At 41.8% G+C, this 24,738-nt stretch carries 26 protein-coding genes; 12 read left to right on the forward strand and 14 right to left on the reverse strand.

Going from position 1 to position 24,738, the window contains the following annotated elements:
* Window positions 1–170: 170 nt before the first annotated feature.
* Both ispF and porV read right to left on the reverse strand, forming a co-directional pair.
* Entirely contained in the window at window positions 171–650 is a 480-nt protein-coding gene (ispF, locus tag GPM24_RS03930; protein ID WP_158825423.1) for a 2-C-methyl-D-erythritol 2,4-cyclodiphosphate synthase, read from the reverse strand.
* Window positions 647–1,828 (reverse strand): type IX secretion system outer membrane channel protein PorV, encoded by a 1,182-nt coding sequence (gene porV, locus GPM24_RS03935; protein ID WP_158825424.1) that lies wholly within the window; start codon window positions 1,826–1,828, stop codon window positions 647–649. Before porV ends, ispF begins: the two co-directional genes overlap by 4 nt.
* A 222-nt stretch (window positions 1,829–2,050) precedes the next feature.
* Here porV and GPM24_RS03940 point away from each other — a divergent pair, with 222 nt between their 5' ends.
* A complete protein-coding gene (locus GPM24_RS03940; RefSeq protein WP_158825425.1) occupies window positions 2,051–3,703 on the forward strand; it encodes an SUMF1/EgtB/PvdO family nonheme iron enzyme in 1,653 nt (550 codons plus the stop codon).
* Window positions 3,704–3,862: 159 nt separating this feature from the next.
* Here the strand turns inward: GPM24_RS03940 and apaG are convergent, their stop codons facing one another.
* On the reverse strand, window positions 3,863–4,252 hold the full coding sequence (gene apaG, locus GPM24_RS03945; protein WP_158825426.1) for a Co2+/Mg2+ efflux facilitator ApaG/CorD: 390 nt from the start codon (window positions 4,250–4,252) through the stop codon (window positions 3,863–3,865).
* Window positions 4,253–4,282: 30 nt separating this feature from the next.
* Window positions 4,283–5,275, reverse strand: a complete 993-nt coding sequence (gene dusB / locus GPM24_RS03950; protein ID WP_158825427.1) for a tRNA dihydrouridine synthase DusB — start codon at window positions 5,273–5,275, stop codon at window positions 4,283–4,285.
* 45 nt (window positions 5,276–5,320) lie between these two features.
* On the opposite strand from dusB, the gene GPM24_RS03955 reads away from it, so the two are divergent.
* The 6 genes from GPM24_RS03955 (at window position 5,321) to GPM24_RS03980 (ending at window position 11,165) form a co-directional block, all read left to right on the forward strand.
* Complete coding sequence (locus GPM24_RS03955; protein WP_158825428.1) at window positions 5,321–6,250, forward strand: CPBP family intramembrane glutamic endopeptidase; 930 nt, start codon at window positions 5,321–5,323, stop codon at window positions 6,248–6,250.
* Entirely contained in the window at window positions 6,250–6,462 is a 213-nt protein-coding gene (locus GPM24_RS03960; protein ID WP_158825429.1) for a putative signal transducing protein, read from the forward strand. The genes GPM24_RS03955 and GPM24_RS03960 overlap by 1 nt, the downstream gene beginning before the upstream one ends.
* Window positions 6,459–7,271: a phosphatidate cytidylyltransferase gene (locus tag GPM24_RS03965; RefSeq protein ID WP_158825430.1), complete on the forward strand. Its 813-nt coding sequence runs from the start codon at window positions 6,459–6,461 to the stop codon at window positions 7,269–7,271. The genes GPM24_RS03960 and GPM24_RS03965 overlap by 4 nt, the downstream gene beginning before the upstream one ends.
* A gap of 140 nt (window positions 7,272–7,411) precedes the next feature.
* On the forward strand, window positions 7,412–10,180 hold the full coding sequence (locus GPM24_RS03970) for a carboxypeptidase-like regulatory domain-containing protein (protein WP_158825431.1): 2,769 nt from the start codon (window positions 7,412–7,414) through the stop codon (window positions 10,178–10,180).
* A gap of 95 nt (window positions 10,181–10,275) precedes the next feature.
* Window positions 10,276–10,947, forward strand: a complete 672-nt coding sequence (locus GPM24_RS03975) for a phosphatidylserine decarboxylase family protein (RefSeq protein ID WP_158825432.1) — start codon at window positions 10,276–10,278, stop codon at window positions 10,945–10,947.
* Between the two features lie 29 nt (window positions 10,948–10,976).
* Entirely contained in the window at window positions 10,977–11,165 is a 189-nt protein-coding gene (locus GPM24_RS03980) for a hypothetical protein (protein WP_158825433.1), read from the forward strand.
* Window positions 11,166–11,448: 283 nt separating this feature from the next.
* Here the strand turns inward: GPM24_RS03980 and rplS are convergent, their stop codons facing one another.
* The 4 genes from rplS to GPM24_RS04000 all read right to left on the reverse strand — a co-directional run bounded on the left by rplS (window position 11,449) and on the right by GPM24_RS04000 (window position 13,774).
* The gene (rplS, locus tag GPM24_RS03985; protein WP_158825434.1) at window positions 11,449–11,796 is read right to left on the reverse strand and encodes a 50S ribosomal protein L19; all 348 of its coding nucleotides are present in this window, start codon (window positions 11,794–11,796) and stop codon (window positions 11,449–11,451) included.
* Window positions 11,797–11,908: 112 nt separating this feature from the next.
* Complete coding sequence (gene trmD / locus GPM24_RS03990) at window positions 11,909–12,583, reverse strand: tRNA (guanosine(37)-N1)-methyltransferase TrmD (RefSeq protein ID WP_158825435.1); 675 nt, start codon at window positions 12,581–12,583, stop codon at window positions 11,909–11,911.
* Window positions 12,584–12,649: 66 nt separating this feature from the next.
* Window positions 12,650–13,177: a ribosome maturation factor RimM gene (gene rimM / locus GPM24_RS03995; protein ID WP_158825436.1), complete on the reverse strand. Its 528-nt coding sequence runs from the start codon at window positions 13,175–13,177 to the stop codon at window positions 12,650–12,652.
* A 78-nt stretch (window positions 13,178–13,255) separates the two neighbouring features.
* Complete coding sequence (locus tag GPM24_RS04000; protein ID WP_158825437.1) at window positions 13,256–13,774, reverse strand: 30S ribosomal protein S16; 519 nt, start codon at window positions 13,772–13,774, stop codon at window positions 13,256–13,258.
* Between the two features lie 190 nt (window positions 13,775–13,964).
* On the opposite strand from GPM24_RS04000, the gene GPM24_RS04005 reads away from it, so the two are divergent.
* Window positions 13,965–14,468 carry a peptidase associated/transthyretin-like domain-containing protein gene (locus tag GPM24_RS04005; RefSeq protein ID WP_158825438.1) on the forward strand — a complete coding sequence of 168 codons (504 nt, stop codon included), beginning with the start codon at window positions 13,965–13,967 and terminating at the stop codon, window positions 14,466–14,468.
* A gap of 100 nt (window positions 14,469–14,568) precedes the next feature.
* Here GPM24_RS04005 and pfkA read toward each other — a convergent pair whose 3' ends face one another.
* Genes pfkA through GPM24_RS04025 form a run of 4 tightly spaced genes read right to left on the reverse strand, consistent with a single transcriptional unit; the run spans window position 14,569 to window position 18,485 of the window.
* Window positions 14,569–15,546 (reverse strand): 6-phosphofructokinase, encoded by a 978-nt coding sequence (gene pfkA / locus GPM24_RS04010; protein WP_158825439.1) that lies wholly within the window; start codon window positions 15,544–15,546, stop codon window positions 14,569–14,571.
* Window positions 15,533–17,248, reverse strand: coding sequence for a protein-disulfide reductase DsbD family protein (locus tag GPM24_RS04015; protein ID WP_158825440.1), 1,716 nt, complete (start codon window positions 17,246–17,248; stop codon window positions 15,533–15,535). Before GPM24_RS04015 ends, pfkA begins: the two co-directional genes overlap by 14 nt.
* Before the next feature lie 11 nt (window positions 17,249–17,259).
* Window positions 17,260–17,709, reverse strand: coding sequence for a protein-disulfide reductase DsbD N-terminal domain-containing protein (locus GPM24_RS04020; protein WP_158825441.1), 450 nt, complete (start codon window positions 17,707–17,709; stop codon window positions 17,260–17,262).
* A 5-nt stretch (window positions 17,710–17,714) separates the two neighbouring features.
* A complete protein-coding gene (locus tag GPM24_RS04025) occupies window positions 17,715–18,485 on the reverse strand; it encodes a biotin--[acetyl-CoA-carboxylase] ligase (protein ID WP_158825442.1) in 771 nt (256 codons plus the stop codon).
* Window positions 18,486–18,532: 47 nt separating this feature from the next.
* Between GPM24_RS04025 and rsfS the strand changes: the two genes are divergently transcribed.
* The 3 genes from rsfS to GPM24_RS04040 all read left to right on the forward strand — a co-directional run bounded on the left by rsfS (window position 18,533) and on the right by GPM24_RS04040 (window position 21,771).
* A complete protein-coding gene (gene rsfS, locus GPM24_RS04030; RefSeq protein ID WP_158825443.1) occupies window positions 18,533–18,907 on the forward strand; it encodes a ribosome silencing factor in 375 nt (124 codons plus the stop codon).
* Between the two features lie 60 nt (window positions 18,908–18,967).
* Entirely contained in the window at window positions 18,968–21,058 is a 2,091-nt protein-coding gene (gene ftsH / locus GPM24_RS04035) for an ATP-dependent zinc metalloprotease FtsH (RefSeq protein WP_158825444.1), read from the forward strand.
* Window positions 21,059–21,126: 68 nt separating this feature from the next.
* The gene (locus tag GPM24_RS04040; protein ID WP_158825445.1) at window positions 21,127–21,771 is read left to right on the forward strand and encodes a LutC/YkgG family protein; all 645 of its coding nucleotides are present in this window, start codon (window positions 21,127–21,129) and stop codon (window positions 21,769–21,771) included.
* Here GPM24_RS04040 and GPM24_RS04045 read toward each other — a convergent pair.
* Complete coding sequence (locus GPM24_RS04045) at window positions 21,737–22,873, reverse strand: metallophosphoesterase (protein ID WP_158825446.1); 1,137 nt, start codon at window positions 22,871–22,873, stop codon at window positions 21,737–21,739. The two genes, GPM24_RS04040 and GPM24_RS04045, sit on opposite strands and share 35 nt — an antisense overlap.
* Window positions 22,874–22,931: 58 nt before the next feature.
* Entirely contained in the window at window positions 22,932–23,759 is an 828-nt protein-coding gene (locus tag GPM24_RS04050; protein WP_158825447.1) for a TlpA family protein disulfide reductase, read from the reverse strand.
* 157 nt (window positions 23,760–23,916) lie between these two features.
* Between GPM24_RS04050 and GPM24_RS04055 the strand changes: the two genes are divergently transcribed.
* Complete coding sequence (locus GPM24_RS04055; protein WP_158825448.1) at window positions 23,917–24,732, forward strand: CHAD domain-containing protein; 816 nt, start codon at window positions 23,917–23,919, stop codon at window positions 24,730–24,732.
* Window positions 24,733–24,738: the final 6 nt, after the last annotated feature.

A 24,738-nucleotide genomic window follows, 5' to 3' on the forward strand; every position in this document is an offset into this window, starting at 1 on the left:
AAGGAAAAGGGCTAAAAATAAAATGTCATTTCGAACGATAGTGAGAGATCTTTTGGAGCCGATAGGTTGACCAGTCGCTCTTAAAAGATTTCTCGTTATCACTCGAAATGACATTTTTATTTTAAAGAAGGTTCAAAAGTCCTCCCTTTAAGTGAGGGTTTAGGCAGGGCTTACTTTTCAATTAAACAAACCGCATAGGCTACTACGCCTTCTTCCCTACCTATAAAACCCATCTGCTCGTTAGTAGTAGCTTTAATAGATATATCATCTTCGGATATACCGGCCGCCGGGGCAATATTGGCTTTCATGGCCGGAATATGCGGATTGATTTTGGGGGCTTCCAGGCAAATCATGGCATCAATATTACCAATGCTCCAGCCTTTTTCTTTTAGCAGCGCTACTACATGCTGTAATAATACCAAACTGCTGATGCCGCGCCAGCGTTCGTCTTTGTTAGAAAAATGATAGCCGATATCGCGCAGATTAGCGGCGCCCAGCAGCGCATCACAAATAGCATGCACCATCACATCAGCATCCGAATGCCCGTAGGCACCCGAGTGGTGCTCTAGGGTAACACCGCCCATAACAAATGGATGTGCTTCTTTTAACTGGTGCACATCAAAACCAAACCCTACACGTATTTTACTCATGGCTTTTTATTGGCACCAAAGTTAACACTTACACTAAAACGTAAGGTATTGGCTAACGGACTTCTTTGCTGTGTGGCTACCAGGTAAGCTAAATCCAAATTAAAGATATCATATTTGAATCCGGTACCCAAGGTTACATACTGACGATTACCCTTGCTGGGGTTTTCATAAAAGTAGCCGGTACGTAAAAAGAACTGTTTATTGTAGCCGTATTCCAGTCCGGGTGCAAAGCTAATTTCTCTCAACTCTTCGCTAAAACCGCCCGGTGCATCACCAAAGGAGCGAAATATACCACTCGGCACCGTTACGTTATTATCGCTTCCGCTGATAATATTACCTTCATTATCGCGAATGGGAGGCGTAGGTACCAGCAGTTTATTAATATCAAAAGCCAGTGTTAACTGGTTAGCTTCATCTAAGTTCCAAGTATTGGCCGCACCCAGGCGCAGGTTGGTGGGTAAAAAGTATTGCTGCCCTGCGTCGGTATAGCTTATTTTGGTACCGATGTTAGAAATGTTAATACCAAAAGACAGGGTGGCATCTTTACCAAATTGCCGCGATGGCTTGGTGTAATAAGCAGAAACATCGGCGGCAAAGGCATTACCAGATTTTGTTTGCTGGCCCGATACAAAAGCGCCGTTGGTTAAGCCCGAATGAATATACCGAAAGGTTAAACCTAATGAAAAGTTTTCGCCAAACTTGCGGGCAAACGAGCCGTCTATCGAAAATTCGCTGGGCCGGTAGGTGCCCTGATCGTTTTGATTGGCATCAACTAACTGGATAGCCCCCAAATTAAAGTAACGTAAAGATACGCCAATTGCATTCCTATCATCAAGCTTACGGGCATAAGCCAGGTAAGCTAAATTTACATCCGATACCAAACGGCGCAGCCAAGGGCTGTAAGACAACGACAAATTATCCTGCCCTTCAATGAAAGCCAGTTTAGAAGGGTTCCAGTAAGTAGCATTTACATCGGGCGATAAGGCTACACCTGCATCGCCCATAGCTCCAGAGCGCGAATCGGGTGCTATGGTTAAAAACGGAACAGCGGTAGTAATAGCATTATTGCTGCTGCCGTTGGTATTGGTAGCCGTACCCGAACCTACCGTTTGCCCCAATGCAACTACCGGAATATATAATAGCGTAAAGAGAAAACAACGTAGCGTAAAAATTTTCATTGCTGCAAATTAGCTGTATTTTTGTTAAATACCTATCCTAGTACGAAAGGAGTTTGCAAATGTTTATTACCAAAACGCAACAAATTTTCGTTGTTTGAGCATAACCAATTTGCTGTACTTCACGTAAAAATATCCAAAATTGATTATCAAAACTTTTTTGTCAACCAAGAGCAAATTACTGTTCAAACAAATTTTGTATTTTTATTGACTAGTTATTCAAAGATGAGCAAGTATTTTACTAAAACTGCTTTAGTGGTAATGGGGTTAGGAGCGTTGTTAAGCAGCTGCAGTAAACCGATGCGGTCGCAAAAAACCGGCATGGCTTACAATGATCGTAACAACGGCGGTTACCTTCGCTTTAAGCAAACGCACCCGGCGCCAGGCCCTGGCCTGATTGCTATTGAGGGTGGTACCTTTGTAATGGGCGGCAGTGCCGACCAGGATGTTACTTACGATTATAATAACGTTCGTCGCCGGGTTACGGTAGCCTCTTTTTATATGGACGAAACCGAGGTATCTAACCAAGATTGGTTAGATTACCTGCACTGGATCAGCATTACTTTTCCGGAAGACCGCGAATTATACTACAATGCTACACCAGATACCCTGGTATGGCGCCGGCCGTTATCATATAATGAGCCTTATGTAGATAACTACCTGCGTCACCCCGCATTTCAGGACTATCCGGTAGTAGGTGTTACCTGGGAACAGGCACAAGAGTACTGTACCTGGCGTACAGACCGCATGAATGAAAACATTTTGCGTGAAACCGGCCGCCTGGCTAATTGGAAAGATGCATCGGGCAATGGTAAAGGACAGGCTACAGCCAACACCGGTAACAAACCAGCCATGACCGATCCTTTCAATACAGACATGTATTTAAATGGCCAGATCAGAGGTCAGGGCGTTGATGGCAAGAAAATGATTCGCGACCTGAACCCTCGTGCACAGGCAAGTGATAATAAAGGTAAACCTGTTCGTCCGGTACGTATTGAGGATGGTATTTTGAAACCAGGCTACCGTTTGCCAACCGAGGCGGAATGGGAATATGCAGCCTTAGGTTTATCGGGCAATACCGAATACGAAAACATAGCCGACGGTAAAATTTACCCATGGAACGGCTTGGGCGTACGCTCGGCCAGCAAAAGAACCCGCGGTATGATTTTAGCCAACTTTAAACGTGGCGAAGGTGACAACATGGGTGTGGGTAATTCATTGAATGATAAGGCTGACATTACGGCACCTGTACGTTCATATGAACCTAACGACTTTGGCTTGTATAACATGGCCGGGAACGTTAACGAGTGGACTGGTGATACTTATCGCCAAACGTCATTCGAAGACTTTGAAGATTTTAACCCTTTCCGTGGTAACGAGTATACCAACAAACGCTTGGCCGATCCGGAAAAAGGTTTATATGCAAAAGATAAATATGGCCGCCCTATTAAAGATGCTGCCAAATCTAACCGCAAATTATCATGGGCTGAATTTGTAGCGCAACAGCAAGGCGGCCAAGCTAACGCAGCCGGCAACAATGGCAATGCTGCAAATGGTGCAGCTGCTCCGGGTGGTAACGCTGCTTTAGCCGGTAAACCTTACAAGGCCGACCAGCGTGGTTTTGCCGACTCGGTAAACACCAGCCTGTATGGTGTAACCACTTTGGTGAACGACCATTCTAAAGTATATAAAGGCGGTTCATGGAACGATCGTGCTATGTGGTTAAACCCGGCTACCCGCCGCTTTATGGACCAAACCGACGCCAGTGCCGAAGTTGGCTTCCGCTGCGCCATGACGATGGTTGGTGCACCAGAAATTCACCCGGCAGGTAAAACACATTTCCGCGTAAGCAAACCAAAAACTTACAACCCTAAATAAGTAAGTTAAGCTATAATCCAAACAAAGAAGGGTGTTACTAAAAGTGACACCCTTTTTTTGTTTGACAATTATGATAGTTATCTTCAATTATCTTGTTCACACAAAAAAGCCCGACCTATAATAGGTCGGGCTTTTTAAAATCATGTTACATGAGTGTAATCAGTTCAACTTGAACGGCGCAATCAGGTAAAATTCAGGAATTTGTGCATCAAATACCGAGTTGTCAATTAGGCGAAGCATTTGGTATTCACCTCTCATACTGCCCATATCTGTTTTGAGGTTGCAGCCCGAAATGTATTCGTGCGAGTGGCCCGGTTCAATTACGGGTTGCTGGCCAACCACGCCTTCTCCTTCTACCTCACGGCGTGTACCGTTCGAATCAAATATATGCCAGTGGCGGCGCAACAGTTGAACGCTGTAATCGCTTAAATTTTCTATATTAATTTTATAGGCAAACATAAAATGTTCGTTGGCCGGATTTGAATACTCTGGTTGATACTGCGTCTCAACCGACACTTTCACCCCGTCTGTAATTGTAGTAGTAACCATATTTAAAGCTATACTAAAACATGTCAATAATCAAGCCATCTCAGTGGCGTATTTCTCATTTATCTGCCACAAAATATCATACAGCTCCTGTATATTTTCAGTTTGTACCAACCTTGTTCTAAATTCTTTAAAGTTCTCCAATCCTTTAAAATAATTTGAATAGTGTCTCCGCATCTCAAAAACGCCGGTTTTGGGTCCTTTCCATTCTATAGATTTTTCCAAATGCGTGCGGCAAACCTCAATTCGTTCGGCAATAGTCGGCTTTTCACGATGCTCGCCGGTGGCAAAAAAATGTTTAATTTCTCTGAAAATCCAGGGATAACCAATGGCAGCACGACCTATCATCATGCCATCCACACCATATTCCAGGCGCCAGTTGGCTGCCTTTTCGGGCGAATCGATGTCGCCATTCCCAAAAATGGGAATTTGAATACGCGGATTCTTTTTAATCTCCTTGATCAGCGTCCAATCGGCCACACCTTTATACATCTGCGCGCGGGTACGGCCATGTATGGTAAGGGCTTTTATACCTACATCTTGCAGGCGCTCGGCCACTTCATAAACATTTTTGGTATTATCATCCCATCCCAGACGGGTTTTTACGGTTACCGGCAAATGGGTTGCCTCTACTACCGCTTTGGTCATGGCTACCATTTTGTCAATATCCTGCAACAAGCTGGCACCGGCACCACGGCAAGCTACGTTTTTAACAGGGCAGCCGTAATTAATATCCATCAAATCAGGACCGGCCTTCGTAGCTATCTCCGTAGCTTCGCGCATACTGTTGATATCGCTACCAAAAATTTGGATGCCAATTGGGCGCTCATATTCAAATATATCCAGCTTTTGACGGCTTTTGGCAGCATCGCGTATCAATCCTTCTGATGAGATAAACTCGGTATACATCATATCCGCGCCGTTTTGCTTGCAAACGTAACGGAACGGCGGATCGCTCACATCTTCCATAGGAGCCAGCAGCAGCGGAAACTCACCTAAATCAATATTTCCTATTTGTACAGACATGCGTATCTTTAAGGCTGCAAAAATACGAAAAATTAAATTTATATCATGACGGTTAAGCCCTATCAGCCACTCCATCCGGCCATACAAATTGCTATACTCCTATTATGCTGTATAAGCGGCATAGCGGCCGGCGGTTTTATTGCAATGGGTTTAGCAGCAGGCATATATGGTTTAGACATTTTGTCGCAGTTAAGAGATGCCGGCCCACATGTTACAGACAATGTGGTAAACGCTTTGCGACTGGTTCAAGGCATAAGTGCAGCTTTTGGTTTTGCCGGGGCAGCTATATTTTATAGTTATGTTGTAGTGCGCGAACCAAACGGCTACCTAAAAATGAACATCCGCTTTTCGCCGCTGCTGTTGCTAATGGTGCTCGTAGTGATGATTGCATCCCAGCCATTTATGGAAGCCTTAATTAATATGAACCAGCAAATGGTACTGCCCGAATCATTAAAAGGCCTAGAAAAATGGATGCGCGAAAGCGAGAACACTGCCCAGCAGCAAATTGAAGCTATGCTGAAAATGAACAGCATAGGCGATTTAATAGCCAATATGCTGGTAATAGCCTTTTTAGCAGCTTTAGGCGAAGAACTGGTTTTTAGAGGCTGCCTGCAAACTATTCTTACCCGTTGGACCCGCAACCAGCACACCGCTATATGGATTACTGCAATTGTTTTTAGTGCCATACATTTAGAATTTTACGGGTTTGTGCCACGCATGGTGCTGGGTATATTTTTTGGTTACTTTGTGGCTTGGAGCGGTAGTATATGGCCGGGGGTTTTAGCACACTTTATTAACAATGGCAGTGCAGTGTTATTAACTTATTTGTATCAGCATAAGCAAATTAACATTGATCCTAATGCTCAGCCGTCTTTTAATTACACAACGTATGCATTAAGCGTAATAATTACATTATTTTTGATGCTGAATTACCGCACCGCCGCCTTGCACCGGCCGCGCACCAACAACTACTGATGGAAAGAAATTGGGTTAAAATATATAGCTCTACCAACTATTACCAGGCCGAAATTATTAAGCAGGTACTTTTGGAACACGAAATTGGCGCCGTACTGCTCAACCGCCAATCTTCATCACACCGCACCTTTGGCGATATTGAAGTTTACATTCACCAAGAGGATTTTGCCAATGCCATTGAACTGATGGTGATGAACCAGATTGCTTTATGAAAACACGTGCTATAACCGGGATATTTTTTGTAGCCGTTATGCTGGGTTCGTTTTTTGCCGGACCTGTTATATATACCTTATTTTACGGCCTGCTCAGCTTGCTTTGCCTGCAAGAGTTTTATAAGCTTTTGAAACAAAGCGGCCAGCAACCTAACCTGGCTACAGGTTTATTGAATGGACTATTCATCTTTGCTGCATTTGCCGGCACTTTTTACTTAGAGGCCAATTTAAGCCATAAATTATTATTTATCCTGGTACCTACGTTAGGCTCTATTTTCATTCAAGAGCTATATAGAACAAGCCCTGCTCCTTTTACTAATATTGGATACACCTTTTTAGGATTGATTTTTACTATTATCCCCTTTACATTTTTCCACGCGTTGGCATTCATTAGTCCGGCGGGGTTCAACGCGCATTTTCCGATGGCTTTTTTACTGATGCTTTGGGCTAATGATACTGGCGCCTACTTAACGGGACGACAGTTTGGCCGCAGCAAGCTATTTGAACGCCATTCACCCAAAAAAACCTGGGAAGGTTTTATAGGCGGCATCCTTATCAGCGCGGTGGTAGGCTACATTATCGGCATTTACTTTACCGAGCTGCCTTGGCGCAACTGGGTATCTATCGCTATTATTATTGGCATAGTGGGCACCGGCGGCGATTTGGTAGAATCGATGTTTAAGCGCAGCATCAATGTTAAAGACTCGGGCGGTATACTACCCGGACACGGTGGCTTGCTGGATAGGTTTGATGGCCTGCTCCTGGCCGCACCTATAGTGTTTACGTACCTCTATTTTATACTTCATTAAAATATTCCAAAAAGCCTCTCACGAGGCTTTTTTTATTGGTGCATATAATGCTATATTAGATTAGTGGCTAACCTACCACCGCATAGCCTATGCACCAACATCGCCTTAAGCAATTCGCAATAAATATATTGAAGTACTTATTGCACACATATGTTCTGTTAGCGGGTATCCTTTTCTCAGCTTTTGGCCAGGATTCGGCAAGGGCTCATATCAACCAAATCTTTTCGGCAGTAAATAAATTCAGCGCCACTCGGGCTTCCGAAAGATTATATCTGCACACAGATAAAAATTATTATGCCACGGACGATACCCTTCGCTTTAAAGCCTATTTGCTACAGGCTTCAAACTTAAATGCATCAGCAAAAAGCGGGGTGATGTACATAGAAATAGCCAATGATAGTAACCGGGTAATGACACGCACCGTTCATCCTGTTTATAACGGATTAGCCGCCGGACAGATAGCATTGGATAGCAAGAGCTTTCCGCAAGGTGTATATATTTTACGCGCTTATACCAACTGGATGCGCAACTTTGGCGAAGCCAGTGTTTTCAGAAAGCAGTTTCTGGTAAGTCATATGAGCAGTAAGGATTGGTTGATTAATTACAAAGCGCAGGCTACAGCCAATGCAGATAAAAGTAAAATTCAGCTTAACCTTCAGGTTAATCAGTTTGACCAGTCGCCCGCCGGGTTACGCAAATTACAATTGAGGCTTACCGACGGAAAAAGAACGCTATTGAAAAATGAGATGGAAACTGACTTGGGCGGCCAGTTAGCTGTTAATTTTGACTTACCGGTAAAAGCCAACAGCAAACGCCTTTCGCTGATGATACAAGATTTGCGCAAAGGCGAAAACGACAGAAAGATATATATACCCTTTATACTTAACCGGCCAGCCTATATAGACCTGCAATTTATGCCCGAAGGTGGACACCTGGTTGCCGGTCTTCCTGCCCTTATAGCTTTTAAAGCATTAAATGAGGATGGCTCTGGCACGGACGTATCCGGAGAAATTTTTGACAGCCAGCAGCATAAAATTACCGCTTTTAACTCCATACATAAAGGCATAGGCTCCTTCTACCTATTGCCCCAAGCAAACGAAACTTACCATGCTAAAATCAAATTACCTGATGGCTCTTATAAAACGTATCCTTTACCGGGTGTACAAGCCTCGGGCATAACTATGAAGGCAGACAATCATTTTAAAAGTGATTCGATTGAAATAACACTCAACGCCACGCCCGATATCGCAGCAGTTAGCAGTACTTATTATTTGATAGGCCACACACGCGGTGTGGTATATTATGGCGCTGCCATACGCATGTATTCAATACATAAAAAAGTTTTTGTAAGTAAAAAGCACTTCCCCAGTGGCGTTGCGCATTTCACACTAACCAGTACTGATAAAAAAGCGCTGAATGAAAGAATTGTCTTTATAGATCATAATGACAACTTGCGAATAAACATTAGCGCCAATAAACCAGTGTATAAACAACGGGATAGCGTGGCTGTAAACATTCAGGTAACAGATGCCGGCGGAGCACCAGTGCAAGGCAGTTTTTCATTGGCTGTAACTGATAACACTCAGGTCAATACAGACAGTATAAGCCATGCTTCATTAATTAACCATATGTTGCTTACATCTGATTTAAGCGGAACGGTAGAAGATCCGGGCTATTATTACAATTTCACGGCAGATAGCATCAAATGGCATAAATTAGATAACCTGCTTTTAGCACAAGGATGGGTTAATTATAACTGGAACGATGCATTTTTACCTGCCAAGCCATTGGCATATATTGCCGAACCGGAGTTTACCATATCGGGCCGCGTTACCAACATGTTTAATAAACCTGTTGCCAACTCGGGCGTAACGCTATTTTCCAAAAAACCAGTAACGCTAACCGACGCCGTTACCAACAGTGAGGGCGTTTTTACTTTTAAAGGAATTACGCCTGCTGATACTACCGTTTACTTTTTGCAGGCCAAGAACAAAAAAGGGAAAAGCTTTAATGTGGGGATTGAAATGGACGAATTTAAATCGCCCACCTTTACACCACCTACCGAGCGGCTGATACCTTGGTATGTGAACATTGATAACAATAGTATACCAGCTATTAAAAAGCAGGTGGTATTACAAGAAAACTTTGAAAAACTTACCGGAGCTAACCTGCTTCGGGATGTAGTTATTAAAAGTAAGCGCATCATAAAAGATTCTAAAAACCTAAACGGTGCTGGTGAAGCCGATTTGATAATTGATGAGGAGGAATTAAATAGAGCTGGCCGAACCACCTTAGGCGATTTGTTAAGAAATCGGGTTAAAGGCTTTGGTGTTAAACCTACTAAAGAAGGGGAACTTTACTACCACATTTTCGGCACTTTATTACATTTAGTTATAGACGGAATTAACACCGACTTCTTTTTACCTGAAGGCGCATCGAGATTTGAATTTTTAAATGAATACTTTGAATATTACGACGCTGAAGAAATAAAGGGCATAGAAGTAATGAGTAATCCATCACGTACCAGCCGCTATACTTCAGAATTTTTAGGCCCGTTTGCCACATCTTGGAAACATTCTTTTATCGAAGTAACCACCCGTAGCGGGCACGGGCCGTTTGTGAAGAAAGCAGTAGGCACTTATGTATTCAGGCCTACACCTTTTACACTATATAAACCGTTGTATGCCCCACGGTATAAACCCGACAGCATGCCCGACATGACCGATATTCGATCTACCATACACTGGGACGCAAACATTGTAACAGATAAAGACGGTAAAGCATCAATTAATTTTTATACAAGCGACAATGCTGGCACTTACACCTATATTTTGGAAGGAGCAGATATGGCCGGAAGCCTGGGTGCTGCAATAGGAACAATTTCGGTAAAAGCTACCCGCACACCATAAAGATAATCAATGTAGCCGAAGCTTTATGCAATTTTTACATTGGCTAATGTGACCGATTTAGTATTTTTGTTACTTTACATACTTTATATTTAAACATGACTTTTCATAAAGAAGGATATACCTCAATGGCACTGTGCATTTTGGTAATTTTTATACTGAATGCAGCAGTACATTTCTTTTATCCTGACTCAGACGCATTGCGCTGGTTTGTTTATGCCCTTTCGGCTTTTTTGTTTATTGTCATTCTGCAGTTTTTCCGCAGCCCCCGAATTACCATTAGTCAGGATGAGCAAATGGTACTTTGCCCTGCCGATGGCAAGGTAGTGGTAATTGAAGAAGTGGAAGAACCAGAATTTTTAAAAGACAAACGTATACAAATATCGGTATTCATGTCGCCAATTAACGTGCATGTTAATCGCAACCCTATCTCGGGTGTGGTTAAATATTTTAAATATCATCCGGGAAAATACCTGGTGGCCTGGCATCCTAAATCATCTACCGATAACGAGCGCACTACGGTAGTTATCGAAAACCAAGTGGGCATTCCGGTACTGTTCCGCCAAATTGCAGGTGCTATGGCCCGCCGTATTGTATGGTATGTAAAAGAAGGACAAAACGTACACCAAGGCGATCAGTTTGGATTTATCAAATTTGGCTCGCGTGTGGATATTTTCTTACCTTTAGGTTCAAAGGTAACTGTTGGCTTAGGCGAAAAAGTTAAAGGTGGGCGTACCATTTTAGCTGAGTTACCCGTTAAACAAGCATAACCCGTTTAATTTTTTTAAACCCAACAATAATGAAAAGATTAACCTTAATGATGGCGTTAGTATGCTCGGTAGCAGCTACCCAATCTTTTGCGCATGATAAGGGCAAAGGCAAAGAAAAATGTACAGCCGGTAAAGACTGCTGCAAAAAAATGACTAAAGCTACTGCTGCAACCAAAGCAAAATGCGCTAAAATGTGCGCTGATGCAAAGAAAGCTTAAGGCTTTAACTGGTAATATGATAAAAGCCCGCTTGTTTATGCAAGCGGGCTTTTTAGTTTAAATACTGTTTGTTCCGTGCTAAACTTGTTTCAATACCTCACATACTAAAACAAAAATTGTAAGGAACTAACCCCACCTTCCCTGTGGTGTACCGAAATAAGTTCGGCATAACAGATTAGATATAGAGAAGTACTTGTACCCAACGCTTACACACCGCAAGGCACAAAAAAGCCTTTCCAACTGTAAGAGCTGAAAAGGCTTTTGCAATATCGTGAGATAAAACTTAAACTCTTTTTGATTTAATACGAGCAGCTTTACCAGTAAGTTCGCGCAGGTAAAATAATTTTGCACGACGTACTTTACCGCGGCTGTTTACATCTATTTTCTCGATATTAGGAGAATTGATAGGGAAGATACGCTCAACACCTATACCGTTTGACATTTTGCGCACGGTAAAAGTTTCAGTACTACCAGCGCTGTTACGTTGGATAACTACACCTTGATACAGCTGGATACGCTCTTTGTTACCCTCTCTGATTTTATAATGTACGGTTACAGTATCACCAGCTTTAAACGCAGGAACTTCTTTTTTAACTACCGATTGCTCTTCAACAAATTTTACTAAATCCATGATTTTTAGCTCTTAAAGCGATTTTTAGCCCGTAAAAATCGGATTGCAATAATAGGGATTTTATTTGATTTTTAAAAGTGTATTTTATTTTTTTCCACATTTATTTTCAGCACTATTCAAGCAAGTCTGGCCGGCGTTTGCGGGTGCGCTCCAAGGCTTGCTCAAAACGCCATTTTTCAATCTTGGGCGTGTTGCCGCTTAGTAATATGGCGGGCACCTTGTGTCCGTTCCAATCGGCCGGGCGGGTGTACACTGGCGCATCCAGTAATTCGCCCTGAAAGGAGTCTGACAAGGCCGAGGTTTCGTCAGACAGCACACCGGGTATTAACCTTACTACGGCATCTACCAACACTGCTGCCGGCAGTTCGCCACCCGACAGTACATAATCACCTATCGATATTTCTCGCGTTACATACAAGTCGCGAATGCGCTGATCGATCCCCTTGTAATGCCCGCACAAAATGATAATATTTTTTTTAATGGATAGTTCGTTAGCTATCGACTGGTTAAGCGTTACACCATCGGGCGACATAAAGATAATCTCGTCGTACTCCCGTTCACTTTTCAGTTTCTCGATACAAGCTGCAAACGGTTCAATCATCATCACCATACCGCTACCACCGCCGTAAGGGTAATCATCCACATTTTTATGTTTGCTGGATGAATAATCGCGCAGGTTATGCACGTGTATTTCGGCGATGCCTTTTTTTTGCGCCCTTTGTAATATAGAATGCGCAAAAGGGCTTTCGAGCAAGCCAGGTAGTACAGTTAGAATATCGAAACGCATTTGGTTAAAGTATAGAATATAAAAATCAAGAATACAGACTTTTCGTTTATCTGTTACACACCCATATTAAGAACCCAAATAAACATCCAGCAACCCTTCGGGCAAATCAAGGTATATCTCGCCGCCTTCTACATCAATGCCTTTTATAAAGGCTGCATTAAGCGGAAACAATACCTCCCGGTGCTGGTAATGTACAGAAGCAATGGTTTGCTGCGGGTATTCAATTACATCTGTAATTTCGCCTAATTCGCCATGCGTTTCGTCTATAGCAATAAAGCCTTTTAGGTCACTCAGTGAAAACTCTTCCTTTTTCTTTTTAGGCTTCAGCTTATTAGGCAGGTACACTTCTTTTTTAACCAACTGGGCGGTTTTATCCACATGATCCACCTCTTCCAGAAACAGGTAAGCCGTGTTGGCTTGCGGATATTTAACCGAGGTTACAAAGTAAGGAACCAGTTTGCCGGCGACGTCAATAAAAACAGTATTGTATTTTATTTTTTCCAACCCATCAAAATCAACATAAAGCTGCAGTTCACCTTTAAGTCCGCGGGTTTTCAGGATGGTTCCTATTTTGAAATATTCTTCAGATTTCATGTATTGCAAATGCCTTTAAATAACAATAGCGAAACACTGGTTAAAGTTGTTTCGCTATTGATGTAAAATAGTATCTGATTACTCAGCTGATTCAGTTTCAGTTGTTTCTTCAGCAGCTGGAGCTTCCTCTTCAGCAGGAGGTGTATTTTTAGCAGCTATAGCAGCAGCTCTGTCCTCGTTACGTTTAGCTTCGGCAGCCAAAGCAGCTTTACGAGCTTCGTCTTTAGCGCTGGTTAAGTTTGATTTTTTACCGGTAATCTTACCTTCTTTTTGATCAACCCACTCAGCAAATTTAGCGTCTGCTTGTTCTTGCGTTAAAGCGCCTTTTTTAACACCACCTTGTAAGTGTTTTTTGTAAAGTACACCTTTGTATGACAGGATAGCACGGCAAGTGTCAGTAGGCTGAGCACCGTTGTTTACCCATTCAAAAGTTTTATCGAAGTTAATGTCGATAGTAGCAGGATTAGTGTTTGGGTTATATGAACCTAAACGCTCAATAAAACGACCATCACGTGGTGCACGGGCATCTGCCACTACAATGTAGTAAAAAGGTTTACCTTTTTTACCGTGTCTTTGCAATCTGATTTTAGTTGCCATTCTTTTTCTTTAGCTTGTTATGTATTCAACATTCCCCCGGAGCTTCTTCTGCGGGGACGCAAAGATAAGAAAATATTTAAACAATTAAATATATCTCAAGCAATAACAATTAAATAGTTAACAGCCACTATAGCAGCTATTTCACTTTTTAAAAAACTAATTATCTTTGTAGAATAATTTAAACTTTATCATGATTAAATCCTTCTCACGCATCTCGTGCGTGCTCATGGCTATTGCTGTGTTAAATTCAAGCTGTGCTACTATTTTTGGTCGCAGCAATTACAGTGTCGCTATTAATAGCAATCCTGTTGGTTCAAGCATTACCATTACAGACAAAAAAGGCGTGACCGTTTATCAGGGAAACACTCCCGCTACAGTTAAGCTAAAATCAAGCTCGGGTTACTTTGCTAAAGGCCAGTACCAGGTTAAATTTCACATGAACGGCTATGAAGACCGCGTGGTTACTTTAAATAGCAAGCTTAACGGCTGGTATTTTGGCAATATTTTACTTGGCGGTTTAATTGGCATGCTCATTATTGATCCGGCTAGTGGCGCTATGTACAAGATTAACGATTTGGCTGTTAATGAAAGCTTACAGCAAAATACAAACACTGCTCAAGCATCCGAGTTGAACATTATGGACATCCATTCTGTGCCAACATCTGCACTTAAAAATTTAGAAAGAATAAACTAATCAATTCAGCTATTTTACGGTATCCAAATTTAGGATACCGTAAAAATAACAAAGCCTGCAAGCGATAATGCTGCAGGCTTTTCGTTTATTATTTATTAAATTACAGAGACAAAATCTCTACAATTTTCATCAGGTTATTATCCACTTCGGTAGTGTGTTTAATAGCACTTTCAAACGGAGTATAAGATATTTCGTTGTTGATGATACCAATCATTTCATGACTGTGGCCTTGCATCAGCGCTTCAACGGCGGCAACACCTACGCGACTGGCCAGTACGCGGTCCATACAGCTTGGATGACCACCACGCTGCATGTGGCCCAGTACAGATACACGAGTATCGTAGTTAGGATATTTTTCTTTTACCAAACGACCAATCTCAAATGCGCCACCAGCTTCATCACCTTCAGCCACAATCAAAATTTTTGATGATTTATCACGACGGCCATGATCTAAACGCTCATACAGCGCTTCGAGGTTGTTTTTAGTTTCCGGAATCAAAATAGCTTCGGCACCTGATGCAATACCGGTACGTAAGGCAATCAAGCCAGAATCACGACCCATTACCTCAACGATAAACAAACGGTCGTGCGATTCGGCAGTGTCACGTATTTTATCTACTGCTTCAACAACAGTATTAATAGCAGTATCATAACCGATGGTAAAATCGGTTCCCTGCAAATCGTTATCAATAGTACCAGGTAAGCCTACAATTGGAATATCAAACTCGTTGCTGAAAATTTTGGCGCCGGTAAAAGTACCATCACCACCAATACCTACCAAGGCATCAATACCATAGCGTTTTAACTGACGGTAAGCCTGCTGACGGCCTTCGGGTGTACGAAACTCTTCGCTACGGGCAGTTTTAAGAATAGTACCACCACGTTGCACAATGTTAGCTACCGATTTGCGATCCATCGGAAACAAATCACCGCTGATCATACCAGCATATCCACGGCGGATACCGGTTACTTCCAGATTATAATATAAAGCTGTACGCACTACGGCACGTATGGCAGCATTCATTCCGGGTGAGTCACCTCCCGAAGTATAAACTCCAATATTTTTAATTTCGGCCATTGTTATTTTGATAGGCGGCTTTGCCGCTGTCTAAAAATTTTATGTAATTACTTACATCATAATTGGCGCCCTGGGGTGGTACCAATACATCTCCCTTGGCGTTGATAATGACATAATACGGCTGCGAATTTACATTAAAATTCTTAGCTTCATAATCACTGTTTTTATTCCCTATCGTTTTGATCTTCTTTTTGCTGAAGTCAGACACGTATTGTTCATTAGCTGGAAGTTCTTTTTTTTCATCAACATACAACTCAAGCATTATGTAGTCGTTAGCTAATCGTTTATGAACTTGCGGATCATTCCAAACTTCATTCTCCATTTTTCGGCAGTTGGCACATACCCAGCCAGTAAAGTCGATCAAAACAGGCTTGTTTAGTTCTTTTGAAACTTGTAAAGCCTGCTCATAGTCGTACCATTCGTTTAAACCAGGATGTTTACCCCGTAAAAACACATCTTCGTATTTCTTTTCTTTGATAGAAACCTTCTGAACAGGCGCCGCATCGGCACCGCCACCAGCATTACTTAAATAAAAATCCTGTGTGGCAGGCGGTGGCAAAAATCCGCTTAACACTTTTAACGGAGCACCCCACAAGCCCGGAATCATATAAGCTACAAAAGCAAAAACGCCTATGGCAAAGAAAGTACGCGGAACGGTTAAGTAGGCTACATCACTATCATGAGAGAATTTGATTTTGCCTATCAGATATAATCCTAACAGAATACCCAGCGCAATCCATACAGACAGGAACACTTCACGATCCAGCCAGTTCCAATGGTAAGCCAAATCTACGTTGGATAAAAATTTAAGTGAAAAGCCCAGTTCCAGAAATCCCAGAAACACCTTAACACTATTTAACCAACCACCAGATTTAGGCAGACTTTTCAGCATTGAAGGAAATAACGCAAATACAGTAAACGGAATAGCTAAAGCTGCAGAAAAGCCCAGCATACCAATAGCCGGACCTAAACGCTCGCCTTTAGATGCTGCGTCAACCAGCAATGTACCAATAATGGGTCCGGTACATGAAAAGGAAACCACCACTAATGTAGCCGCCATAAAGAAGATACCAGCCATGCCGCCTTTATCCGAATTTTCATCGAGCTTATTGGCTAACGAGCTAGGCAGTACCAATTCAAAAGCGCCCAAAAATGATGCACCGAATACAACCAATAGCAAAAAGAAAAAGAAGTTAAATATGCCGTTTGTAGCTAATGAATTCAAGGCATCCGACCCAAACAACAAAGTGATAATAAAGCCCAGCGCCACATAAATAACAATGATAGACAAACCGTATATCAAAGAATGCAGCACCGCCTTATTGCGGCTACCTGCTTTTTTGGTAAAAAAGCTAACCGTTAATGGCAGTAAAGGATAAATACAAGGCATTATCAGTGCCGCAAATCCTCCCAATAAACCTTTGATGAATATTTGCCATAAGGTTTTAGGCTGTTCGGTGGCTTTAACTACGGTAGCGGCCACAGCCTTTTTTTCGGTAGGCTTGGTTACTGTTGGTTTTACGTCTGTTTCTTGCCCACTTGGGGTAGCCGGTGTAAAATCAACGTCATTGGTAGGTAACAGCGTATCTGCTGTTGACGATTGCGCCCAGGCAGTTTGCGTACCAACCAGTGTAAAAGCCGAAATACAAAGTATCAGAACAAAAAGAAATCTAACCGCTGTGCGGCTATGCCATGTTTTCATCAGTGGTATAGTTATTTAACGGCAACAGCAAATTCAACATCGTCGGGCGGTAAACATTTGTGGTCGTTACAGGTCATAAATTCCACTTTACCTTTAACGGTAGTTTGGCCTGGCGATTTCAATTTAACTTTTTGCTGAAAAACAACCGATTTTTCAAAGTAACCCACATTCATACCAAAGCTTTTTTCGAATTTAGTAATAGGCTTTGGCTCGGCAGGCTTACCAATTAACGTATAAGTACTAGATGGAGCAAAAGTGATTACCGTTGCCGATGGGCCGTCTTCTTTCACATGCTGTGAGTATACATGCCAACCTTCATCAATGGTTGCTTTTACAAACACAACCGCTTCTGTTGCACTTATCTTTTTAGCAGCGTAGGCCCATTTTACCGGCGTTTCAATTTGTGCAAATGCTGCTACGGTAAAAAATAACGCCACAGCTACGGATAGTAATTTCTTCATAAAGGTTATTTGTTTAAAAATTCAATTTCTTTTAAATTATAAAGCTTGGGCTCATCGTTATGCCAAACTTCAAGCAATCCATTAGGCTGTACTGACTTTATAGTCCCTTCAAATTCTACGCTATTCGCCTTAAACTTGCCAGGTTCATTAAAACGGTAAAGCGCTTTAAGGTATTGCTCTCGTATCAGACTTATTTCACCTGCTTTTAGTTTAACATACCAGTATGCTATACCGCGGCAAATTTCAAACAATATCGCTTTCAAATCATAATCTGTATGTAAGATTTGCTTCAGCGACACGGCATTAGGCACCCACTCTGGAAAACTTGCCTGATTAATATTTAGTCCGATACCTATAACGCTGTTTTTGATGATGCTGCCCTGTATTTGGTTCTCAATAAGAATTCCGCCCAATTTACGTTTATCAATATAAATATCATTTGGCCATTTGATACGAAGAGACGTTCCCAACAGCGGGTTAAGTGCCTGATACACGCCCAAACTTATGGCGCGTGTAAGGTCAAACTGCTGATCGGGTTTCAAAAAAGTGGGATTGAGCAGAATGCTGAAAGCCAAACTTTCGCCAGTTGAACTGTACCAGCGATTTTGCTGCTGCCCGCGACCGGCTATCTGGCTTTCTGCCATAATGACCGTTCCTTCGGATACTGGCTCAGATTTTGCCAATATATTTTTAAGGAATGTATTTGTAGAGTCAACTTCTTTTAGGGTAACTAAATTTTGTCCAACAAATACTCCTGAAAAAATGTTATTTTGCAAAGTGTACTAAGATTATATAATCAATCGTTCAAAATTAAAAGTTTTTAATGGTAAAAAACAAAGTGTTAAATGAATCCGCTTATATTTCTGAACTAGCTATACACGGTATTCAGGAAAAAAAGGGAAATGAAATTGTAAGGTTAGACCTCCGTAATATCAATAGTTCCGTATCCGACTATTTTGTCATCTGCCATGCTGACTCCAGCACGCAGGTAAAGGCCATTGCCAATAGTGTGGAAGAGGAAATTTTTAAAGCTACCAACGCCGAGCCCTGGCGCAAGGAAGGCTTACAAAACAGCGAATGGATACTCTTAGACTACATCGACGTAGTGGTTCATATATTTAGAACTGACAAGCGCGAATTTTATGGAGTGGAAGATTTGTGGGGCGATGCGGAAATTAAGTACTACCAAAGCGCTTAATTTTGCTTAATTAGCAGCCGCAAAAATATAACAATAAGATAATAAGTTTGAGCTTGTAAAATGAAAGATAGTAAACCAGATAGACCGAGATCCTTCCGACGGATCCCGAACAGAAAATCAAGTCCACGCCCGCCCAGGTTCAATTTTATGTGGCTGTATGCCATTGTAATTTTGGCCCTTCTAGTAGTGCCCGTTATTTGGGGCGGTGGCGGCGGTAAGCCAATTGACTTTAACCCGCGCTTTGTAAATATGCTGCGCAGTGGCGACGTAAATAAACTGGTTGCTTACAAAGACGGCGACCGGGTTGTGGCTGAGGTATATATTAAAAAAGATAGCTTAAAAAAATCGCAATACAACGACCTGAAACAGCAGCGTACAATCAACGTATCGTCTGACGGTCCGCAGTATACCTTTACCGATGCTTCTTTTGAAAGCTTAAAGCAATCGCTGGCAGTTGCACAAAAAGATATACCAGAAAATCAGAAAGTAGGTGTTGAGTACGCCGGAACACATGAAAACATCTGGTCAAACACTTTAGTACAGTGTGTAATCATGGTTGTGCTTTTTGCAGGTTTGTGGTTGTTTATCATGCGCCGCATGTCGGGCGGTGGTGCTGGTGGCCCTGGCGGTCAGATATTCAACATCGGTAAATCAAAGGCTACGCTGTTTGATAAAGAAGCACAAATCAACGTTACCTTTAATGACGTAGCTGGCTTACAGGAGGCTAAAGAAGAGGTGATGGAGATTGTAGATTTCCTGAAAAACCCTAAAAAATACACCAACTTGGGTGGTAAAATTCCGAAAGGTGCCCTGTTGGTAGGTTCGCCGGGTACCGGTAAAACCCTGATGGCGAAAGCCGTTGCCGGTGAAGCACAAGTACCATTCTTCTCCCTTTCAGGTTCTGACTTTGTGGAGATGTTTGTGGGTGTTGGTGCTTCACGTGTACGTGACTTGTTCCGTCAGGCTAAAGACAAAGCGCCATGTATCATCTTTATTGATGAGATTGACGCGATTGGCCGTGCCCGTGGTAAAAACAATATTGTAGGTGGTAATGATGAGCGCGAAAACACCTTGAACCAGTTGCTGGTTGAAATGGATGGTTTCGGTACCGACTCGGGTATCATCATCATGGCTGCTACCAACCGCCCGGACGTATTAGACTCTGCATTGCTGCGTCCAGGTCGTTTTGACAGACAGATTTCTATCGACAAACCGGATTTAATTGGTCGTGAGCAAATATTTAAAGTACACTTAGGTCCGTTAAAACTGGCCGAAGGTGTAGATGCAAAAAAATTATCTGCCCAAACTCCTGGCTTTGCCGGTGCCGAAATCGCCAACGTTTGTAACGAGGCTGCCCTGATTGCTGCCCGCCGTGACAAAGCGGCAGTTGATATGCAAGATTTCCAAGACGCCATTGACCGTGTAATTGGTGGTTTGGAAAAGAAAAACAAAATCATATCACCAGAAGAAAAACGGATTGTGGCTTACCACGAAGCCGGTCATGCTATTGCGGGCTGGTTCCTGGAACATGCTGATCCACTGGTTAAGGTATCTATTGTACCGCGTGGTGTTGCTGCTTTGGGTTACGCCCAATATCTGCCCCGTGAGCAGTTCTTACATACAACTGAGCAGTTACACGATGAAATGGTAGTATCTATGGGTGGCCGTGTAGCTGAGGATATCGTATTTGGCCGAATATCAACCGGAGCGTTAAGCGATTTGGAACGTATTACCAAACTTGCTTATGCCATGGTAAAAATATACGGTATGAACGAAAAGGTAGGTAACCTGTCATTCTACGATCCGCAAGGCGAGTACCAGTTTAACAAACCTTATTCTGACACTACTGCTGAGCTGATTGACGCTGAAGTACGCAAGTTGATTGACGATGTTTACCAGCGCACCAAAAACCTGCTGAACGAGAAACGTGCAGGCTTAGAATTGTTAGCTGCCAAATTGCTGGAAAAAGAAGTATTATTCCAACACGATTTGGAAGAACTGTTGGGTAAACGTCCGTTTGATAACCGTACTACATATGATAAATTTGTAAACGGCGAAGCAGCGCTAAATCCGGAAACTGACAACAATGCTATTCCGGAGAGCTTGACGAACCCTGAAACTGCCCGCATTGAAGGCAAATCAGCAGAATAATCAATCAAGAAAATAATTCTTTTTATCTTTAAAGCCACTATTAACATAGTGGCTTTTTATTTTTATCCATGAAAGACAACACTACGCCCAAAGAAAGATTACTAAAAAAAGTACGTAAAGCTTTACTGGAACGTCGCGATAATCCTTACCCAAATTTAGAGGAACAGCCCTTATACCCTGCACCTACAGAGGACGACATTCCGGAAGTAATGTTTGCTGAAGCCTTTATTGCTACCGGCGGGCAGTTTGTTTTTTGTGAAGATGAAATACAATTTATTGAATCGTTGCTAAACCTTGCTGAAGAACGCAAATGGCATAAAATATATTGCTGGGAAAGCGGCCTGCAACAATTGCTAGACCAATACGAATATCCTTACTATCAAACTGACAAAGACTTTGATTTGGCCGATGTTGGTTTCACACTATGCGAAGCGTTAATAGCACGTAATGGCAGTATCCTGTTATCTAACGCTGGTATGGCAGGTAGACGGTTAAGCATTTACCCACCTGTGCATATTGTACTGGCTTACACCTCGCAACTGGTTATGGATTTAAAAGACGGGTTTAAAGTATTGAAAGACAAATACCAAAACAGGTTGCCTAGCATGGTTACTACAGTAACCGGACCAAGCCGCACTGCCGACATCGAAAAAACACTGGTAATGGGCGCCCACGGACCTAAAGAACTGTTTGTATTTTTGCTGGAGGGTTAACCTCCGTGGTTAAACCGGCGGCAATATCTGTCAGTCGGGCTTCATCCAAAATTATCCTTTCTGATGCGCCTTGTAAGTTATATTCCCATTTAATAAGGCGCATGTATCCATCAGCTATTTCAATACCGGTAATATCGCCGTCATCAAAACAGCAGCAGCCGGTATTAAAATAGGTTGGCTGATAGCCCGGAAAATTGAATTTGTTCTCACCTTTCTCATTCAGCACACTAATCTGCTTACGTAACTGCTCTATTTTAGCTTGATCGTTTGCCTTATTAGCTTTATCTAAATCAATGTACAGCCGTTCTAAGTGTGTTAAAGACTGAAATACGGGCTGGTGCGTGTGTCCGGTAATCAGCAGCAAATTATGCTGGCAACTGCTCCAATCGTACATAATCTGGTTATGCACTGTTTTTAGATGATCATTGGAGGACGGTGTGTTTGGATTAATGCGTAAGTAGGATTGCACAGGGCCCCATACGTTGGCCACAAACCACTTGCTAAACCAATTACCATCGCTTTGCAAATCACCCTGATGGCCGTGGGTTAAAAAAATTGATAAGGGTGCGCCATTTACATTAGTTTGCAAAACAACGGCCTCATAAATTTTCACGTTGGTTTTGTAAATTAATTTTAAGTTTAATGCGGCCAGCGGGTCGTTATCCCAGTACAAATCATGGTTACCAAATATTTTAATAAAGGCACTTCGCTCTAAAAACTGCCGTTCTTTATCAAAAGTATTTCGATTATGTTTTATAACAGAGGAAAGGCCATTCTCCCATAACTCTTCACTGTCTCCTAAATTGATGTAATGGTATTGCTGCTGATTGTAATAATCTAAAGCAGCCAGATAGTTCTTTTCAGACAAAGTAAAATCATCAGAGTAATCACGAGCGCCCTTGTGCTGATCAGATAAGATGATAAATTTATCTTTCTCTGGTTGAAACGGAATAACCACACCCCTATCACCGGGCTTATTATTAACTTTTTGATACAACTCAGAAAGCGCATCATGCACCCGCTGTTTATCTGGCCGCGATGAATATTTATCGGCCAGCCGAATAAGCGGCTTAGAAAAAAGCTTTTGCAGTAACCGGCGCATATCGCAATTAAACAAGCAGAATATGAGTTTGTGTGGTTAGGTGTGTCTAATCAAATTACTACCGGCTTAGCTCGCCTTTCAAAGCGGCTTCGAGCGGACCTATATAGTTAGTTACTTTAGTGATTACCCCCTGCTTGTTTACGAGCAAATGCGTTGGATACTCATTCACAGAAAGTTGTTTCTGAATATAATTTTCCTGATTAGGTACAACAGCATAATTAAACTGTGTATTTTTTAAAAACGCCTGCAAATCTTTCTTAGAATCCAACGCCAGACTTAAAAAAAGTATGTCTTTCCGGTTATGATATCGGTTTACCAGCTCATTTAAGTTGGGCATTTCATCTACGCAAGCTTCACATTTTATAAACCAGGTTTTCAATACTAATATCTTGCCTTTGGTAGTTTCGCTGTTATACACCTTGCCGTTAACATCTACAAAATTAAAAGCAGGCATTTTTCTGAAAGCCTGTACATGATCATGATATTCTTGCTCAGCCAGTTGCTTTATAACTGCCCGGTAGCCATTGCCCACCTTAGGTTTTAATTGCACTAACTGATAGGTAACTCTACCGTTGGCCGGGTTTAGCTTAAGCGGCAAATACTGCCGTGTCATTAATTGCTTTAAAAATTTCGTTTTTGAAATAATCTGGTAGTCAACATCAAGAGGCAAAAAGTTGGGTGATAAATTTAGATAGTGGCTTTCATAAAAAAGCCAGTTCTCATAACTGCTGGTTGCTTTTTCGGCACTCATAACCGGAGCACCATATAGCATGTTTTTTTGCATTTGCGCCATGCTGTTATTGCAAAGCAACAGCATAAAAAGTAATGCTATACTTCCAGCGTTAGTTATATAACTGGTATATTTATTACAAACAGAAGGTTTCATACGGTAAGGTTTATTAGGTGGTTTATAAATTGAAGATACTAATACTTAAACAAATACCCCATCACAAACATTTGTTTATTACATAATAATTAATTTTCCTATATCACTACCGTTATCTGCTTAAATTTAGGAGCGGAACGGAATAACATAGCTTTACATGAAAAAGAAGGAAGAGAAGAAGCAGATTAATAAAAAGTGGAAGGGATTGAAAGCGCATGTAAAATGTTTCTTAAAATCAGCTGACCAGGAAGAGTTGCATCAATTTAGGGTACAGGTTAAAAAGCTAAAAGCTTTAATACAAATGCTGCAATGCGGCAATAAAAACCATAAATTAATGAAAGATTTTAAACCGGTAAAGCAAATTTTCCGCGAGGCCGGTGATATTCGCAATGCCTACGTAAACCTGCAGCTAAGCGAACAATATCATTTAAAAAGCGCCGACTTTGAGCAACATCAGCAGCAGATAATGCAAAATGGCACCGAAGAGTTTAAAGCCAAAGGCTTTAAGCATATTAAAAAGATAAAGCGGTCGCACACGCAAATTAATCGTGATGTTCATCGGCTGGACAATAAAGCCATCCGTCAATTTTATGTGAACAACCTGGATGCCATCGAAGCTTTTTTTGAAAATATTGTGTTTGATGAAAGCCTGCATGACTGCCGTAAAAAAATAAAGCTGCTGATGTATAATCAGAAAATAGCAGGTAAGGCTTTACCCAAAAAGCTGCAGCTTAACCATACCTACCTAAATCAGTTACAAGATAGCATTGGCCGTTGGCATGATAACATTTTGGCTATAGAATTATTTAAAACCGAGCAAGCCCAAAATAAAGCGATATTAAGTAAATTAAACCGTACCGATCAGCAACTGCGAAAAGAAATTACATCTTTGGTTGAAAATTTCAGGGCTAAAGTAACCGCTCCTGAACCGAAAAAACCAAAAGAAGAGAAGCAGCAAGCCAATCAAAAATAAACGATA

Source organism: Mucilaginibacter lacusdianchii (assembly GCF_009770985.1).
Taxonomy (GTDB): Bacteria; Bacteroidota; Bacteroidia; order Sphingobacteriales; family Sphingobacteriaceae; genus Mucilaginibacter; species Mucilaginibacter lacusdianchii.

Bases quoted from the DNA above. Each gene is read 5' to 3' on its own strand.
- ispF (WP_158825423.1), bottom strand. From the start codon at position 650: ATGAGTAAAATACGTGTAGGGTTTGGTTTTGATGTGCACCAGTTAAAA.
- porV (WP_158825424.1), bottom strand. From the start codon at position 1,828: ATGAAAATTTTTACGCTACGTTGTTTTCTCTTTACGCTATTATATATT.
- GPM24_RS03940 (WP_158825425.1), top strand. From the start codon at position 2,051: ATGAGCAAGTATTTTACTAAAACTGCTTTAGTGGTAATGGGGTTAGGA.
- apaG (WP_158825426.1), bottom strand. From the start codon at position 4,252: ATGGTTACTACTACAATTACAGACGGGGTGAAAGTGTCGGTTGAGACG.
- dusB (WP_158825427.1), bottom strand. From the start codon at position 5,275: ATGTCTGTACAAATAGGAAATATTGATTTAGGTGAGTTTCCGCTGCTG.
- GPM24_RS03955 (WP_158825428.1), top strand. From the start codon at position 5,321: ATGACGGTTAAGCCCTATCAGCCACTCCATCCGGCCATACAAATTGCT.
- GPM24_RS03960 (WP_158825429.1), top strand. From the start codon at position 6,250: ATGGAAAGAAATTGGGTTAAAATATATAGCTCTACCAACTATTACCAG.
- GPM24_RS03965 (WP_158825430.1), top strand. From the start codon at position 6,459: ATGAAAACACGTGCTATAACCGGGATATTTTTTGTAGCCGTTATGCTG.
- GPM24_RS03975 (WP_158825432.1), top strand. From the start codon at position 10,276: ATGACTTTTCATAAAGAAGGATATACCTCAATGGCACTGTGCATTTTG.
- GPM24_RS03980 (WP_158825433.1), top strand. From the start codon at position 10,977: ATGAAAAGATTAACCTTAATGATGGCGTTAGTATGCTCGGTAGCAGCT.
- rplS (WP_158825434.1), bottom strand. From the start codon at position 11,796: ATGGATTTAGTAAAATTTGTTGAAGAGCAATCGGTAGTTAAAAAAGAA.
- trmD (WP_158825435.1), bottom strand. From the start codon at position 12,583: ATGCGTTTCGATATTCTAACTGTACTACCTGGCTTGCTCGAAAGCCCT.
- rimM (WP_158825436.1), bottom strand. From the start codon at position 13,177: ATGAAATCTGAAGAATATTTCAAAATAGGAACCATCCTGAAAACCCGC.
- GPM24_RS04000 (WP_158825437.1), bottom strand. From the start codon at position 13,774: ATGGCAACTAAAATCAGATTGCAAAGACACGGTAAAAAAGGTAAACCT.
- GPM24_RS04005 (WP_158825438.1), top strand. From the start codon at position 13,965: ATGATTAAATCCTTCTCACGCATCTCGTGCGTGCTCATGGCTATTGCT.
- pfkA (WP_158825439.1), bottom strand. From the start codon at position 15,546: ATGGCCGAAATTAAAAATATTGGAGTTTATACTTCGGGAGGTGACTCA.
- GPM24_RS04015 (WP_158825440.1), bottom strand. From the start codon at position 17,248: ATGAAAACATGGCATAGCCGCACAGCGGTTAGATTTCTTTTTGTTCTG.
- GPM24_RS04020 (WP_158825441.1), bottom strand. From the start codon at position 17,709: ATGAAGAAATTACTATCCGTAGCTGTGGCGTTATTTTTTACCGTAGCA.
- rsfS (WP_158825443.1), top strand. From the start codon at position 18,533: ATGGTAAAAAACAAAGTGTTAAATGAATCCGCTTATATTTCTGAACTA.
- ftsH (WP_158825444.1), top strand. From the start codon at position 18,968: ATGAAAGATAGTAAACCAGATAGACCGAGATCCTTCCGACGGATCCCG.
- GPM24_RS04040 (WP_158825445.1), top strand. From the start codon at position 21,127: ATGAAAGACAACACTACGCCCAAAGAAAGATTACTAAAAAAAGTACGT.
- GPM24_RS04045 (WP_158825446.1), bottom strand. From the start codon at position 22,873: ATGCGCCGGTTACTGCAAAAGCTTTTTTCTAAGCCGCTTATTCGGCTG.
- GPM24_RS04050 (WP_158825447.1), bottom strand. From the start codon at position 23,759: ATGAAACCTTCTGTTTGTAATAAATATACCAGTTATATAACTAACGCT.
- GPM24_RS04055 (WP_158825448.1), top strand. From the start codon at position 23,917: ATGAAAAAGAAGGAAGAGAAGAAGCAGATTAATAAAAAGTGGAAGGGA.